A 15,040-nucleotide genomic window follows, 5' to 3' on the forward strand; every position below is an offset into this window, starting at 1 on the left:
TCGAACCCGCGACCCCCGGCGTGACAGGCCGGTATTCTAACCGACTGAACTACCGCTGCGCGTCGGCCGGACTTTCGTCCGAAATCTCACAAGGAATGGTGGGTGATGACGGGATCGAACCGCCGACCCTCTGCTTGTAAGGCAGATGCTCTCCCGGCTGAGCTAATCACCCATCGCCTTGCGAGGCGCGCAATTTACGCAGAGGCCTCCGCTAAGTCAACACCCTGTATGGAATTTTTCTTCAGTCGGACCTTTCGCCCCCTTCCGCCACCCCTCCGGGAAGCACCCGCTCAGTGCGCGCGCACCAGATTGGGGCAGGATCAGCTTCCAACCTTCAGGGATACCCGCGCCGTCACCCGGCCGTCTTCGTTGCGATCCATTCCAGCCTCGTCGATTCGCACACCCTGCCCTTCCAGCACGCCGAACCAACGCAGCAGGCTCGGAAAAGCCGCCGGCTGCAGGTTTACCTGCACCGTGCCCGGCGCATCGCTATCGATACGCTCAACGGCCAGGCCCTGCTCGGCAGCCGTTGCGGTGACCAGCCCTTGCAGCCGCTCCGGTTCCACCTGGCTCTGCGGCTGACTCTGCACCGATCGCGCTTTGGGCGCATGGCGCTGCAGATAAGCATGCAGGCTGCGCTGAGTCTCGAAATACTCGCGAGCGGTGGCCAGACGGCGCTCTGCCGGCAACCAGAGCAGCAGGTAGAGCAGGACCAGGCCGAGGAACATGCCCAACCCCAGCAAGGCCATGCGGTCCCTCGCCGGCATGGCGCGCCATCGTGCGCCCAGGGAGGAAGTCTGCCATTGCGCCTGGAGCGGCGCCTTGATCGTGTCGAGCATCTTCATCCCCCTATCACCAGGCGCGCGCTGACGCCGCTCGGGTCGCGACTGGCCGACCCCATCTGTACGGATAGCCCGCTACCAATCAACCGCTCGCGCAAGCGCTCCAGGGCATCGAAGCCCGGCGCCTGAACCTGCAGCGCGAGATCACCCCGCGTTTCGCTGAAGTCCAGCTGCTGCACCCGCACCTGCGCCCCCTCGGCGATCAGTGCCTGGGCCGCTTGACCAAGCAAGGCCAGCAAGCGCCCCTGCCCCGAAGAGGAGGCTTCCGCCAGGTGCTGGTCGAACTGCGCCCGCAGGTTCACCAGTTTGTTGTCCTGGGGAAACAGCTCGCGGTAGAGCGCTTCATTGGCCGCTGCGTAGGTATCGCCCTGACGTTGCAGCTGCCAGGCCTGAATCAGGTTGAAGCTCCACTGCAGCAACAACCACAGGCCCACCAATCCCAGCAGCGGTTTCCAGCGCGACCAGCGCTGACGCTCTTCCTTCAAGGTGAACTCACCCTGGGCCAGGTCGCTGCCCTTCTGCGCCGCCAACCAACCGTAGGCGTCGCTTGCTTCATGCCATTCGTCCACGCCATCCAGCGTGTTGCGCTCCGCCGGCGCGTAAGCACTGCGCGGTGCCGGGCAGGCATCCCGCAGGTAAGTCCAATCCTGCTCATCGAAACCGAGCCGGGTGCTGCCTTCGCCACCCAGCAACCAACGCTGCTCCAGCCAGAGCAACTGGGTTCCCTGCTCAGGCAACAGGTCAGCGTCGATCTGGATGGCCGCGGGCTTGGGGCCGAGTTTGCCTGCCAGTTCCAGCCAGCCTGCCAGCCAGCTGCGGCGCACCGCGAATACCCGGTGCCGGCCATCGGCCAGGGCACCACCGAGGCCGAGGTGGAAGCTCTCCACGTCTTCGGCGAGCAGCTCCTCGACCGCGAACGGCAAGGCTTGACGCAACCAGCGGCCCTTCTGGGTGGGCAAGCGGACCGCGCAGCAGGTCACCGCTTCCACCGGCAAGATCAGCCGCCAGGGCGGTGACACCTCTTCCAATGCCCTGGCGAATGGCAGGCGACGGCCCGCACCTTCTTGCCAGAGCAGCACCTCCAGTTCGGTGTCCAGCTGATTGCAAGCGGCCACCGGGAGGAAGATGCAAGCCTGTGTCATGACTGCGGCTCCTTGACGGGCGCCGGCGGCAAGCCGCCCTGCCCGAGATCACGAGAGAGAACTCGCACCCTGCCGTCGCTACCGCGCTGCAGGGTACTGACGAGAACCTGGCGGCGACCGGCGAGACGTACCTCGCTGATCACTTGGAAATACTGGCTGCCGACGGCCAACCCCTGAGCTTCCAGCCCCATACCCGCCAACGCGGGCTGGCCAAGAAAGGCATCCAGACTGCGAAAGCCAGTGGCACCCCGTGCTGCCATTAGCAGCCCCCCCGCATCGGCGTCCAGATTGTCGGCCAGGGTGGACAGCACCATGGCGCTGGCGGTGTTGACGTTGAGCGCGGCATCCGCCGGCAGCACGGTGATGAAGGGCAGCAACTTGCGGTAGTCCAGCTCCGTCATGCCTAACACTAGGCGCAACTCGGACACATCGCTCAAGGCGTGATTGGCCGCACGGTACGGCGGCTGCAGCAGCAGGTACTGGTTATCTTCCGCGCCGTTGGGACCATAGAGTTCCTGGTCAGGGTCGAGCCAATCCACCAGGCGCTCGGTGTAGGGTGCCTCGATTCCCAAACGCAGCAGCAGTCGACGGAACTGACGGATACCCGGCTCGCTCAGTTGGCCATCACGTACCAGGCTGTTGAGATTGAAACGGCCACTGGGGTCCTCGATGCGCACACTGAGCGACCCACCATCGTCCAGCTGAAAGGTACTCAAGGGACGCGCCCAGGCTTCACCCAGATGATCCACCGGCGTACGCGGATCACCCTGGCGCAGGTCGCGCACGAGGATCGCCTCGGCAAGCGCCTCGCCGCCCAGCGCGTACTGGGCCACCTGGCGACTGTGCAGTTCATTGCCGCTGGAACGGATGGACAGTTGCGTCCGGGCGATCAGTCCAGCGCAGACCACAGTGGCCACCGCCACGACCAGCAGCACGGTCAGCAGTGCAACGCCGGCCTGCCGCTTCATTGCGCCTGCTCCTCGCCGTCGGCCTGTTGATTACCCTGCGGAGACTGTTGCTCCCCGTCGGGCTGGTTTTCTCCCCCCTGGGGTTGTTGCCGGGGCGGCGTTTCCACCAGGCGCAAGACCCGGCGCAGCTCACCATAGCGACGATGCTGCAGGGTCAGCTCCAAGGCCCGCGGCAGGCGATCCAGACGCTCGTCTTCCGACAGGCCGGCTGGCGGCCAGCTTTCCTGCCAGTCGCCGCTGTCGTCCATGTACCGCAGCTTCATGGCTGTGACGCCATCCAGGGCGTTCTGCACCTGCGGCAGGCTGTCCTGCGCCTGGTCCAGCACCGTCCAGTAGCGCCGCTCGAGACGTTCTCCGGAAAGCTGCCAGCTGACCCGCTGCAGGCGGGACCGCTGAGCGCCCGTCGGGTTGCGCCAGCCGGCGCGGGTCATCTCGAGGCTGTCGTTGTCGCCCTGGTGTTCGCCCAAAAGCGCGGCTCGAGGCTCGCCATAGGCATCACGTATCGGTCGCGAGACCACCTGGCGAATGTCGCGCTCGAAGGCCGATATGGCGCGGACCAGCTCCCGCAGTTGCTGCTCCTGCGCGCGGGTCGCCTCGTCACTGTCGATGACCGCGCCGAGCATGCGCCAGGCACCCATGGCCAGCAGTGCAAAAATGGCGATGGCAATCAACAGTTCAAGCAGAGTGAAACCCGCCGCACGCTTCATGGTGCGCTCCCCAGGAACCCCACCAGGCGCACCGTCGCACGCTCTTCCAGCTTGCCCCCGGCTCCACGGGTCGGACGCGGTGCCACCCAGAGCGTGACCCGCCGCAACGCCGTGTCGCTGGTGCGCTCGACCTGGCTTTGCCACTGCCAGCGTCGCCCGCCATAGTCCAGCTCACCCTGGTCACGGCCGTTGCCGGGAGGTGCCTGGCGTAACTGAAGCTCAGTCAGGCGGTTGTCGGCGATCCACATCGCCAGGGTCTTGTCCTCAAGCCGCGAGGCGATCTGCAGACTGCGCGCGCTGGCGGTGAGCACGCTGGCAGCGACCACCGCGAAGATGGCCAGGGCTACCAGCACTTCGATCAGAGTGAAGGCTCTACTGGCTCTCATCCAGCGCGTCCCTTGCCACTCAGGCTTTCCACGCGCGGCAGGCGGAAGCCGTCACTGGAGAGCTGCAGGCGCAGCCCATCCTTGCGCCGCTCGCCCATCTCCAGGCGAAACGGACTGAGTTCGCCACTGGAAAGAATGATCAGTTGCGGCACGGGCCGCGCCGCCTCGGTCTTCTCCTCTTCCTTGCCCGGAGTGGGCAGCGTGAGAGGTTCACCCTCCAGCTCAATGCTCAGTTCAGCCCACTCGGGCAATTGTCGGGCGCCATCGGACAACGCTTGCCAACGATTGCGGGTTTCGTCATAGAAAAACACCTGGTAGCCGTCGCGTTCCACGCGCACGCCATATTCGCGGTTGTCCAGAACGGCCTCGTCGGCAAGCACACCAATAAGCCCGGCAAGGCGTTCGGCTTCGTTCCTGAGCTCACGAGCGGGACCGGCGACGCCGGAGCTGATCAGTGCCAGGCCGGCGAGACAGGCGATGACGACCACCACCACCAGCACTTCGATCAGGGTGAACCCTGCGGACGCCAAGGCACCGAGACTCCGGCCAGCGCCGCTCTGCCGTCCGCCGCTCATCAGTTGTCCCAGTTAGCGATGTCGGCGTCGTTTTCGCTGCCGCCTTCCTTGCCATCGGCGCCCAGGGAATAGAGGTCGTAGGCACCTTTGCTACCGGGAGACAAGTACTGGTAAGGGTTGCCCCATGGGTCCACCGGCAGTTTCTTCAGGTAGCCATCCTTGTTCCAGTTCTTCGCCGGCGGATTGCCGGAGGGTCGGCTCACGAGCGCCTCCAGGCCCTGCTGGGTGTTGGGGTAGGCGAAGTTGTCCAGCTTGTACATGTCCAGGGCAGCGCCGATGGCCTTGATATCGCCCTTGGCGACCGTAATCTTGGCCTGGTCGGGACGATTCATCACCTGCGGTACCACCAGCGCGGCAAGGATGCCGAGGATGACCACCACCACCATGATTTCGATGAGCGTAAAGCCCGACTGATTACGACGCAGATTCACGCGATTACCCCACGAGTTGGTTGAGAGAAAGAATAGGCAGCAGGATGGCGAGCACGATCATCAACACCACCGCCCCCATAACCACCAGCATGAACGGTTCGAATAGACCGACCAGCAGGGCGATCTGCGCAGCCAGGTCGCTCTCCTGGTTGCGCGCGGTGCGGGCGAGCATCTGATCGAGCTCTCCGGAACGTTCGCCGCTTGCGATCATGTGCAACATCATCGGCGGGAACTGCCCACTGCTCTCCAGGGCGCGGGTCAGGCTGCCGCCTTCACGGACCTTCTGCGCCGCCGATGCAACGTGCGCACGGATCACCCGGTTGGCTATGACCTCAGCGCCAATGCCGAGGGCTTCCACCAGCGGTACGCCGCTACGAGTGAGAATCGCCAGGGTTGAGGCGAAGCGGGCGGTGTCGGTGGCGCGGACCAATCGCCCCACCAGCGGGATACGCAGTACCACGCCGTGCCAGCGCTGACGGATGTCCGGGTCACGCAAGGCCCAGCGTGCACCGAAGAAGGCAGCGATCAGCACCAGCAGCATCAGCCAGCCCCAGTCCTTGACCAGGTCACTCAGGGCAATCAGGCCACGCGTAAGCAAAGGCAGGGTTTGCCCGGAATCGATGAACACCTTGACCACGTCCGGCACCACGAAGCCCAACAGGAAGGCGACGATCGCCAGCGACGCGCACATCAGGATCACTGGATAGAGCAGCGCCAGCTGGACCTTCTGCCGTGACTGCTGGCGCTGTTCGGTGTAATCAGCCAATTGCTCGAGCACCGGCCCCAGATGGCCGGCATGTTCTCCGGCAGCCACCGTGGCGCGATAGAGCTCGGGGAAGGCTGCGGGGAATTCCCGCAGGCTGCCGGCCAGACTGTGCCCTTCCAGCACGCGCGCCCGCACCGCCAGCAGCATCGACTGGATGCGCGAACTGCTGGATTGCGCGGCCGCCGCCCGCAGGGCCTCCTCAATGGGCAGGGCCGCCTGCACCAGGGTCGCCAACTGGCGCGTCAACAGTGCCAGGTCGCGGGCAGACAAGCCCCGCACAAGGCTGAAGCGACCACGCTCGGCCTGTTCACGGACACGCGTGGCGCGTACTTCCAGCGGAGCCAGCTGACGCTCACGCAGCAGCTGGCGCACCTGACGGGCGCTGTCCGCCTCGAGCACGCCCTTCTGCTGGCGGCCCTTGGTGTCGAGGGCGAGGTATTCGAATGCAGCCATGTTCAGGTTCTACTCATTCTTCCTGGGTAACTCGCAGCACTTCTTCCACCGTGGTGACTCCCTGCAGCACCTTGCGCCGGCCATCCTCGCGAATGCCCGGGCCGGACAGGCGCGCATGGCGGATCATTTCCTGCTCCGACGCGACGCTGTGAATCAGACTTCGCATGTGGTCGTCGAACACCACCAGCTCGTAAATGCCGGTCCGGCCGCGATAACCCTGCTGGTGGCACTCCGCGCAACCACGGGCGCGATACAGGGTGGGAGCGCTGTCGGCGGCGACGCCCAGCAACCCACATTCCGCCGCATCCGCCTGGTAGGCCTCCTTGCAGTGCGGGCAGAGCACCCGCACCAGGCGCTGGGCCAACACACCCTGCAGGGATGAAGACAACAGGAAGGGTTCGACCCCCATGTCAACCAGGCGGGTGATAGCACCAATGGCGCTGTTGGTGTGGAGGGTGGAAAGCACAAGGTGGCCGGTCAGTGATGCCTGCACGGCGATTTCGGCGGTTTCCTGGTCGCGAATCTCACCCACCATCACCACGTCCGGGTCCTGGCGCAGGATTGCGCGCAAGCCACGGGCGAACGTCATGTCCACCTTGGGATTGACCTGAGTCTGGCCGATGCCCTCGATGTGGTACTCGATCGGGTCTTCGACTGTGAGGATGTTGCGCGTGCGGTCGTTGAGGGTGACCAGGCTGGCGTAAAGCGTGGTGGTCTTGCCCGAGCCGGTCGGGCCCGTGACCAGCAGGATGCCGTGGGGCCTGCGGACCGTGCCTTCCAACAGGTGGCGATCACGCTCGCTCATGCCCAGGTGCTGCAAGGTCAGGCGCCCGGCCTGCTTGTCGAGCAGACGCAGCACCACGCGCTCGCCATTGGCCGACGGTAATGTGGAAACGCGAATGTCCACCTCGCGCCCGGCGACCCGCAGGGAAATGCGACCATCCTGGGGGATGCGTTTTTCAGCGATATCCAGACGCGCCATGACCTTGATCCGCGACACCAGCAAGGCTGCCAACTCGCGCTTGGGTTCCAGTACTTCGCGGAGAATGCCGTCGACGCGGAAACGTACCACCAGGCGCTTCTCGAAGGTTTCCAGGTGGATATCCGAGGCATTCTCCTTGATTGCCTCACCGAGAATGGCGTTGATCAGGCGGATGATCGGCGCGTCGTCCTCCTGTTCCAGCAGATCCTCGGTTTCCGGAATTTGTTCGGCCAGGGCTGCCAGGTCCAGGCTGCCACCCAGGTCCTCGGCCAACTGCATGGCTGCGGAAGAGTCATGCTGATAGGCCCGCGCGAGAGCCTGCTCGAAGGCCTCGCCGCTAAGCAGCTTGAGCGGCAAGCTGCGGCCGGCGAAGCGACGCGCCTCGGCCAGGGCCACCAGTTCGGCGCCGGGACGGTGAGCCAGGCACGGCTCCGGACCATCCAGCAACAGAACGCCGTGGCGCTTGGCGAAGCCGAAAGGGAGACGCCGCAGGGGGACTTCAACGAGGGGTGGATTCATCCGTGGGCGCCTATTTCAGGTGGGTCCAGAAAGAAGTATTGCAGCGCAATCTGACGATTGTGCAGAGCCGCTGTCTGATTCTTAAAATGTGTGTGAACAAAACCACCTAAAGCCGTAAAAATTCACAGATATCTTTAGCACAGCGTCCGCGTCTCAACATCATCCAGACGGCCGACCCGGGCACTCGAAGGCGCTGCTATGATCAAGGCAGTTCTGCCAACATAAAAACAGAAGAACTACACAGCATTAGGAGTTCGACCCACTTGCAAGCTTCGGATTCCGCACATTGGCTGCAACGCCACGCGCCAAGCATTGTCGGCGCGCTTCTGGTTCTGGTCATGGGTGCCAGTTTCGCTTGGCAGACCCGGGAATGGTTGCGCCTGGTCGACACTCCTGCCGAAGCCCCCGAGCAACAGGGAACGCCTCGCGCCACCAGTCAGCCCCTGCAGAACCTAGAACCGCTGTTCGGCCCCGCGCCGAAACTCCAGCCGAGCGGCCCGCCGCCCACCACCAACCTGCGCCTCACGCTGCTCGGCAGCTTCGTCCACGCGGGGCCGGACAAGTCTATTGCGATCATCCAATACGAGGGCGGCAAGCCCCGCCGCTACATGGCGGGTGACGAGATCACCAGCGGCGTCAAGGTGCATGCCGTGTATCGCAATAGAGTCGAAATCGAACGCAACGGCCGACTGGAAAGTCTCAGCTTTCCGGAACCGCGCTCACGCTTCACGCCCGTTGGCGGCAGCGCCGACGAACCGTCGGCTGCCGTGATCGACGAACTCAGCGGCTTGCAGGAAGACAACGCCGCCGAGTTGCGCGAGCGAATGGAAAAGTTGCGCCAACAGATGGAAGACCCGGAGAACACCGTGTCCGAGCCTTCCGCCGAACAGCCCCAGGAAAGCGAATGACACGATGACCCCAACCTTCTCGCGCCTCACGCTCGCCCTGATCGCCGCCGGCCTGCTGGCCGCGCCTCTACCCTTGCTTGCCGCCCAGCCACTTGCCGCACCGGGCAGCACTCAGCAACAGCAGCAGGATGGCTGGACCATCAACCTGAAAGACGCGGATATTCGCGAGTTCATCGACCAGATCGCCGACATCACTGGCGAGACCTTCATCGTCGACCCGCGGGTGAAGGGCCAGGTCAGCGTCGTGTCGAAAGCACCGCTGGGACTCAACGAGGTCTATCAGCTGTTCCTCTCGGTGATGGCCACCCACGGCTTCACCGTCGTCACCCAAGGCGACCAGGCGCGCATCATCCCCAACGCCGAAGCCAAGGCCGAAGCCGGCAGCAACCGTGCAGGTGCGGAACGCCTGGAAACGCGCGTGATCCAGGTGCAGCACTCGCCAGTGACGGAGCTCATCCCTCTGATTCGACCGCTGGTCCCCCAGTACGGCCACCTCGCCGCCGTGACATCGGCCAATGCCCTGATCATCAGCGACCGCGCCGCCAACATAGCCCGCATCGAAGACCTGATGCGCCAGCTCGACCAGAAGGGCGACCGCGACTACACCGTCCTCAACCTCAAGCACGCCTGGGTCATGGACGCCGCCGAGGTACTCAATGCATCCCTGAACCGCGGCCAATCCAAGGGTAGCTCGGGCACTCAGGTGATTGCCGATGCCCGCACCAACCGCCTGATCCTCCTCGGCCCGCCGTCCGCCCGTGCGAAGCTGGCGGCCCTGGCGCAATCCCTCGACACCCCGACTTCACGTTCGGCCAACACCCGGGTAATTCGCCTGCGTCACAACGATGCCAAGAGCCTGGCGGAGACCCTTGGCGAGATTTCCGAAGGTTTGAAGAACGGCGAAGGCGGTGGCGAGGGGACTCCGGCAGCCGGCGGCAAGACGCAAAGCATACTGATCCGCGCAGACGAGAGCCTGAACGCCCTGGTGATGCTGGCCGAGCCGGACGTGGTCACCGCCATGGAAGACATCGTCCGCCAACTCGACGTGCCTCGCGCCCAGGTGATGGTAGAAGCGGCCATCGTGGAAATCTCCGGCGACATCACCGAAGCCCTCGGCGTGCAGTGGGCGGTCGATGCACGCGGCAGTACGGGCGGCCTGGGTGGCGTGAACTTCGGCAACACAGGGCTCTCGGTGGGCACCGTGCTCAATGCCATCCGTGACGACGAGATTCCCGAGACCCTGCCCGATGGCGCCATCATCGGCATCGGCACCGATAACTTCGCTGCCCTGATCACCGCGCTCTCGGCCAACAGCAAGAGCAACCTGCTCTCTACGCCCAGCCTGCTGACCCTGGACAACCAGAAGGCCGAAATCCTGGTGGGCCAGAACGTACCCTTCCAGACCGGCACCTTCACCACCGATGCCTCGGGCGCCAACAATCCCTTCACCACCATCGAACGCCAGGATATCGGTGTAACCCTGAAGGTGACCCCGCACATCAACGAAGGCGCCACTTTGCGCCTGGAGATCGAACAGGAGATCTCTTCCATCGCCCCGAGTGCGACCTTGACCGCCCAGGCAGTGGATCTGATCACTAACAAGCGCTCGATCAAGAGCACCATCCTGGCCGAAGACGGCCAGGTGATCGTGCTCGGTGGCTTGATCCAGGATGACATCACCCAGACCGACTCGAAGGTCCCGCTGCTGGGCGACATACCCATTCTCGGCCGGCTGTTCCGCTCCACCCGCGACACCCATGTGAAGCGCAACCTGATGGTTTTCCTGCGGCCCACTGTAGTACGCGACCGCGCCGGCATCGCCGCGCTGTCCGGGAAGAAGTACAACGACATTCGCATCGTCGGCGACCACGACAAGGAAGGCCGCCCGGCCATCCTGCCGCGCAAGCCGGTGGAACTGTTCGACGGCCAACAGGTGCCTGCCATCGACGTGCGCAAGCCTTGAGTTTCAGGAGGGCCGTCACACGGCCTTTCCCCCTCTATACTCGCCCGCTGCGCTGTCATTTCGGCAGGGACGACACTCCCACCGCCAGGGACTATTACCCCCAACGAAAAGGGCGGCCCACCTTCCGGTGCAGCCGCCCTGCCCGCCCCGACTGGCACTCAGTCGAGGTAGCTCATCTTGCAAGGTCCGACAGTAGCCAAGCCCGATCCCATGCGGTGCCCCTTACCAGGGCGACCTTGCCGTTGCTCGCGACGGTCGCCCGCAGGGGCCAGTCGATCACAGCGCGGCGAGCCCGCGCTCCAGATCAGCCTTGAGGTCGGTCACATCTTCCAGGCCAATGGCGAGGCGGACCAGGCTGTCGCTGATGCCAGCGTTGGCACGCTCCTGCGGCGACAGACGACCGTGGGAGGTCGTGGCCGGATGGGCGATGGTGGTTTTAGTGTCACCCAGGTTGGTGGTGATGGAGATCATCCGGGTGGCGTCGATGAAGCGCCAGGCGGCCTCTTTTCCACCCTTGACCTCGAAGCTGACCACAGCACCGAAGCCTTTTTGCTGACGTTTGGCCAGCTCGTGCTGCGGATGGCTTTCCAGGCCCGCGTAGTAGACATGCTCGACGCCAGGCTGTTGTTCCAGCCACTTCGCAATGTCGAGGGCGCTGGCGCAATGGGCCTGCATGCGCACACGCAGGGTCTCCAGGCCTTTGATCATCACCCAGGCGTTGAACGGGCTGAGGGTCGGACCGGCAGTGCGCAAGAAGCCCACCACTTCCTTCATGTGCTCGGCACGACCGGCAACCACACCACCCATGGTGCGGCCCTGGCCGTCGATGTACTTGGTGGCCGAATGCATGACGATGTCAGCACCCAGCTTCAGCGGCTGTTGCAGCGCCGGAGTGCAGAAGCAGTTGTCCACCACCAGCAACGCCCCCTTGGCGTGGGCAATCTCGGCGAGCGCGGAGATGTCCACCAGTTCGGCCAAGGGGTTGGACGGGGATTCGACGAACAGCAGTTTGGTGTTCGGCTTGATCGCAGCTTCCCAGCCAGCCAGGTCGGACAGCGCGGGATAGTCGACCTCGATGCCGAAACGCTTCAGGTATTTCTCGAACAGGCTGATGGTCGAACCAAACACGCTACGGGAGACCAGCACGTGGTCACCGCTGCTGCACAGGCTCATGGCGATGGCGAGGATCGCCGACATGCCGGAGGCGGTAGCCACGGCCTGCTCGGCGCCTTCGAGGGCGGCGATGCGCTCCTCGAAGGTCCGCACGGTTGGGTTGGTGTAGCGCGAATAGACGTTGCCCGGCACTTCGCCAGCGAAGCGCGCGGCGGCGTCGGCGGCAGTGCGGAACACGTAGCTGGAGGTCAGGAACATGGCCTCGCCGTGCTCACCTTCCGGTGTGCGGCGCTGGCCCGCACGCACGGCCAGGGTTTCGAAGGCAGCGCCTTCCAGGTCACTGTCCAGCCTTCCGGCTTCCCATTCTTGCGTCATGTCACTCAACCTCGAGTTCGCCGCTATCCGTGGCTCAGTTGTTGTACAGATCGATGATGGCGCTGACCGCGTGGGCCTTCGCCTTGGACGCGTCGTTGCGCGCCTGCTCGATCTTGTTCAGGTAATGCTCGTCGACATCACCCGTGATGTACTTGCCGTCGAACACCGCGCAGTCGAAGTGGTCGATCTTCACCTTGCCACCACCAACAGCGTCGATCAGGTCCGGCAGGTCCTGGTAGACCAGCCAATCGGCGCCGATCAGCTCAGCCACTTCCTCGGTGGACCGGTTGTGGGCGATCAGCTCGTGCGCGCTGGGCATATCGATGCCGTAGACGTTCGGGTAGCGCACCGCCGGGGCCGCCGAGCAGAAATAGACGTTCTTGGCACCGGCTTCACGGGCCATCTGGATAATCTGCTTGCAGGTGGTGCCACGCACGATGGAGTCGTCCACCAGCATTACGTTCTTGCCGCGAAACTCCAGTTCGATGGCATTGAGCTTCTGGCGCACGGATTTCTTGCGCGCAGCCTGGCCCGGCATGATGAAGGTACGGCCGATGTAGCGGTTCTTCACGAAGCCTTCACGGAACTTCACGCCCAGGTGGTTGGCGAGTTCCAGGGCCGCGGTACGGCTGGTGTCCGGGATCGGGATCACCACATCGATGTCGTGGTCGGGACGCTCGCGCTGGATCTTCTCGGCCAGCTTCTCGCCCATGCGCAGTCGTGCCTTGTAGACGGAGATGCCATCCATGATCGAGTCCGGGCGTGCCAGGTAAACGTGCTCGAAAATGCAGGGAGCGTATTGCGGGTCGGCAGCGCACTGACGGGTGAACAGCTTGCCTTCTTCTGTGATGTACACCGCCTCGCCTGGCGCCAGGTCACGAATCAGGGTGAAACCCAGTACGTCCAGGGCAACACTCTCGGAGGCGATCATGTACTCGACACCTTCGTCGGTATGACGCTGGCCGAACACGATCGGGCGGATGGCATGGGGATCACGAAAGCCGACGATGCCGTAGCCGGTGATCATGGCCACCACGGCGTAACCGCCCTTGCAGCGCGCATGTACGCCGGAAACCGCGGCGAATACGTCTTCCTCGGTGGGCTGCAGCTTGCCGCGGTGGGCCAGCTCGTGAGCGAACACGTTGAGCAGCACTTCCGAGTCGGAGTTGGTGTTCACGTGGCGCAGATCGGACTCGTAGATTTCCTTGGCCAGTTGCTCGACGTTGGTCAGGTTGCCGTTGTGCGCCAGGGTAATGCCGTAAGGCGAGTTGACGTAGAACGGCTGCGCCTCGGCGGAGCTGGAGGAGCCAGCGGTGGGATAGCGCACATGGCCGATACCCATGCTGCCCACCAGGCGCTGCATATGGCGCTGCTGGAAGACATCACGAACCAGGCCGTTGTCCTTGCGCAGAAAGAGCCGGCCGTCGTGGCTGGTCACAATACCGGCAGCGTCCTGGCCGCGATGCTGAAGTACGGTAAGCGCGTCATACAGCGCCTGATTGACGTTCGACTTACCGACGATACCGACGATGCCACACATGTGACGCAACCCCTGCTAGTAGTTCAGGCTAATCAATAGCCCGTCCAGGCCGTTTGGGCGCGGGCGGGCATGCTTCCGGGTGCGACGAATCAGCTGGGTGAGCTGATTCCGCTCGCGAGCCACTGACTGGTGAAGCCCAGAATGAGGTTCTTCGACCAATCGGCAACCATTAGAAAATGCGGCAACAGCGTGGATTGCTGCCACCAGGGATCCTGCTGCACCGGTGCCAGGCTGAGCAGGCCGACCAGCAGCACCACCAGCAGCGCGCCACGGGCGGCGCCGAAGGCCATGCCCAGAACGCGATCGGTGCCGTCCATACCGGTAACCCTGACCAACTCGCCGATCAGGAAATTGATCAAGGCGCCCACCAGCAAGGTGGCGACGAAGAGAATGGCGCATGCGGCGATGATGCGCGCCGATGGCATTTCGATGAATTCTGTGAGGTGCAGCGACAGGGCGCCGCCGAATGTCCAGGCGACTACGCCTGCGACAATCCATGTGAGCAGCGAGAGAGCCTCCTTGACGAAGCCCCGACTCAAACTGACCAGACTGGAAACGGCGATGATGGCGATGATCGTCCAATCGACCCAGGTAAATGCCACAGTGCAGCCCACAAACTGAAAAGGCGCTGCATTTTAGCAGAGCCCTTCAGCTCCGGTAACCCGCGGATCAGAAAGGGCTTAATTATCCTGCTCTATCAGCCTTTTTCAGGCTGGAAACGGACGATGAAACCATTCAATTTCTGCTGACGGGCGAGCTGGTCACGCAGGCGATTGGCCTCGGCACGCTCGATCACCGGCCCAACGAAGACTCGATTCATGCCTTCGACGCTGCGGATATAGGCGTTGTAGCCCTGAGTACGCAGGTTCTTCTGCAAGTTCTCGGCACTGCTACGACTCGACAAGCTGGCGAGCTGGATGGACCAACTTACCGGCAGGCCGTTGACGTCCAGACGCTTCTCTTCGGTCTTGACCTGGGCCACAGGCGGCGCCGGGCTGGGTGCTGGCGCTTTTGCCTGCACTTGTGGTTGCGCGGGCGCGGGAACTGGAACGGCAGGGGCCGCTGGTGGAGCGGGCGCTACCGGGGCAGCATCCTGAGCCGCAGACACATCCGAGGCCAGCGCATCGCCAGTTGGCTCCAGCGGCGGGACCGGCTCCTGGGGCAGCGCCTGGGGCTCGGGCACCTGAACCTGTTCCAACTCCACTGGCGGCATGTCCGGCGCCTTGGGCATAGGAGGCGCCTCGACCACGACCTGACGCAGCTCATCCTCGCGACTGAACAACATGGGCAGGAAGATCACCGCCAGCGCCACCAGCACCAATGCGCCGACGATACGTTGCTTGAGTCCCTTGTCCAATACAGCCATTTCC

The 15,040-nt window shown here is 63.9% G+C and carries 15 protein-coding genes and 1 tRNA gene; 2 read left to right on the forward strand and 14 right to left on the reverse strand.

Annotated features, from left to right (window positions below; all coding sequences use genetic code 11):
* Nucleotides 1-96: 96 nt before the first annotated feature.
* The 10 genes from E8F20_RS26290 to gspE all read right to left on the reverse strand — a co-directional run bounded on the left by E8F20_RS26290 (nt 97) and on the right by gspE (nt 7,771).
* Nucleotides 97-172, reverse strand: a tRNA-Val gene (locus E8F20_RS26290).
* Between the two features lie 148 nt (nt 173-320).
* Nucleotides 321-839, reverse strand: coding sequence for a type II secretion system protein M (locus E8F20_RS26295; protein WP_280286393.1), 519 nt, complete (start codon nt 837-839; stop codon nt 321-323).
* Nucleotides 840-841: 2 nt separating this feature from the next.
* A complete protein-coding gene (gene gspL, locus E8F20_RS26300; protein WP_280286361.1) occupies nt 842-1,984 on the reverse strand; it encodes a type II secretion system protein GspL in 1,143 nt (380 codons plus the stop codon).
* A complete protein-coding gene (gspK, locus tag E8F20_RS26305) occupies nt 1,981-2,952 on the reverse strand; it encodes a type II secretion system minor pseudopilin GspK (RefSeq protein WP_280286362.1) in 972 nt (323 codons plus the stop codon). Before gspK ends, gspL begins: the two co-directional genes overlap by 4 nt.
* Nucleotides 2,949-3,659 carry a type II secretion system minor pseudopilin GspJ gene (gene gspJ / locus E8F20_RS26310; RefSeq protein WP_280286363.1) on the reverse strand — a complete coding sequence of 237 codons (711 nt, stop codon included), beginning with the start codon at nt 3,657-3,659 and terminating at the stop codon, nt 2,949-2,951. Before gspJ ends, gspK begins: the two co-directional genes overlap by 4 nt.
* Nucleotides 3,656-4,045 (reverse strand): type II secretion system minor pseudopilin GspI, encoded by a 390-nt coding sequence (gene gspI / locus E8F20_RS26315; protein WP_280286364.1) that lies wholly within the window; start codon nt 4,043-4,045, stop codon nt 3,656-3,658. Before gspI ends, gspJ begins: the two co-directional genes overlap by 4 nt.
* On the reverse strand, nt 4,042-4,620 hold the full coding sequence (gspH, locus tag E8F20_RS26320) for a type II secretion system minor pseudopilin GspH (RefSeq protein WP_280286365.1): 579 nt from the start codon (nt 4,618-4,620) through the stop codon (nt 4,042-4,044). Before gspH ends, gspI begins: the two co-directional genes overlap by 4 nt.
* On the reverse strand, nt 4,620-5,006 hold the full coding sequence (gene gspG, locus E8F20_RS26325) for a type II secretion system major pseudopilin GspG (RefSeq protein ID WP_280286394.1): 387 nt from the start codon (nt 5,004-5,006) through the stop codon (nt 4,620-4,622). The genes gspH and gspG overlap by 1 nt, the downstream gene beginning before the upstream one ends.
* Nucleotides 5,007-5,055: 49 nt before the next feature.
* Entirely contained in the window at nt 5,056-6,270 is a 1,215-nt protein-coding gene (xcpS, locus tag E8F20_RS26330) for a GspF family T2SS innner membrane protein variant XcpS (protein ID WP_280286366.1), read from the reverse strand.
* Between the two features lie 13 nt (nt 6,271-6,283).
* Nucleotides 6,284-7,771: a type II secretion system ATPase GspE gene (gene gspE / locus E8F20_RS26335; RefSeq protein ID WP_280286367.1), complete on the reverse strand. Its 1,488-nt coding sequence runs from the start codon at nt 7,769-7,771 to the stop codon at nt 6,284-6,286.
* Between the two features lie 338 nt (nt 7,772-8,109).
* Between gspE and E8F20_RS26340 the strand changes: the two genes are divergently transcribed.
* Nucleotides 8,110-8,679 carry a type II secretion system protein N gene (locus E8F20_RS26340; RefSeq protein ID WP_280286368.1) on the forward strand — a complete coding sequence of 190 codons (570 nt, stop codon included), beginning with the start codon at nt 8,110-8,112 and terminating at the stop codon, nt 8,677-8,679.
* Between the two features lie 4 nt (nt 8,680-8,683).
* Nucleotides 8,684-10,642 (forward strand): type II secretion system secretin GspD, encoded by a 1,959-nt coding sequence (gene gspD / locus E8F20_RS26345; protein ID WP_280286369.1) that lies wholly within the window; start codon nt 8,684-8,686, stop codon nt 10,640-10,642.
* Between the two features lie 276 nt (nt 10,643-10,918).
* On the opposite strand, the gene E8F20_RS26350 is transcribed toward gspD, so the two are convergent.
* From E8F20_RS26350 to E8F20_RS26365, 4 genes are all read right to left on the reverse strand, one after another.
* The gene (locus tag E8F20_RS26350) at nt 10,919-12,130 is read right to left on the reverse strand and encodes an O-succinylhomoserine sulfhydrylase (protein WP_028631334.1); all 1,212 of its coding nucleotides are present in this window, start codon (nt 12,128-12,130) and stop codon (nt 10,919-10,921) included.
* Between the two features lie 34 nt (nt 12,131-12,164).
* Nucleotides 12,165-13,670 carry an amidophosphoribosyltransferase gene (gene purF / locus E8F20_RS26355; protein ID WP_028631333.1) on the reverse strand — a complete coding sequence of 502 codons (1,506 nt, stop codon included), beginning with the start codon at nt 13,668-13,670 and terminating at the stop codon, nt 12,165-12,167.
* Between the two features lie 89 nt (nt 13,671-13,759).
* On the reverse strand, nt 13,760-14,272 hold the full coding sequence (locus E8F20_RS26360) for a CvpA family protein (RefSeq protein ID WP_028631332.1): 513 nt from the start codon (nt 14,270-14,272) through the stop codon (nt 13,760-13,762).
* 95 nt (nt 14,273-14,367) lie between these two features.
* Nucleotides 14,368-15,036 (reverse strand): SPOR domain-containing protein, encoded by a 669-nt coding sequence (locus tag E8F20_RS26365; RefSeq protein ID WP_280286370.1) that lies wholly within the window; start codon nt 15,034-15,036, stop codon nt 14,368-14,370.
* Nucleotides 15,037-15,040: the final 4 nt, after the last annotated feature.

It is taken from the genome of Pseudomonas sp. BN415 (assembly GCF_029871195.1).
In the GTDB taxonomy this organism is placed as follows: domain Bacteria; phylum Pseudomonadota; class Gammaproteobacteria; order Pseudomonadales; family Pseudomonadaceae; genus Metapseudomonas; species Metapseudomonas resinovorans.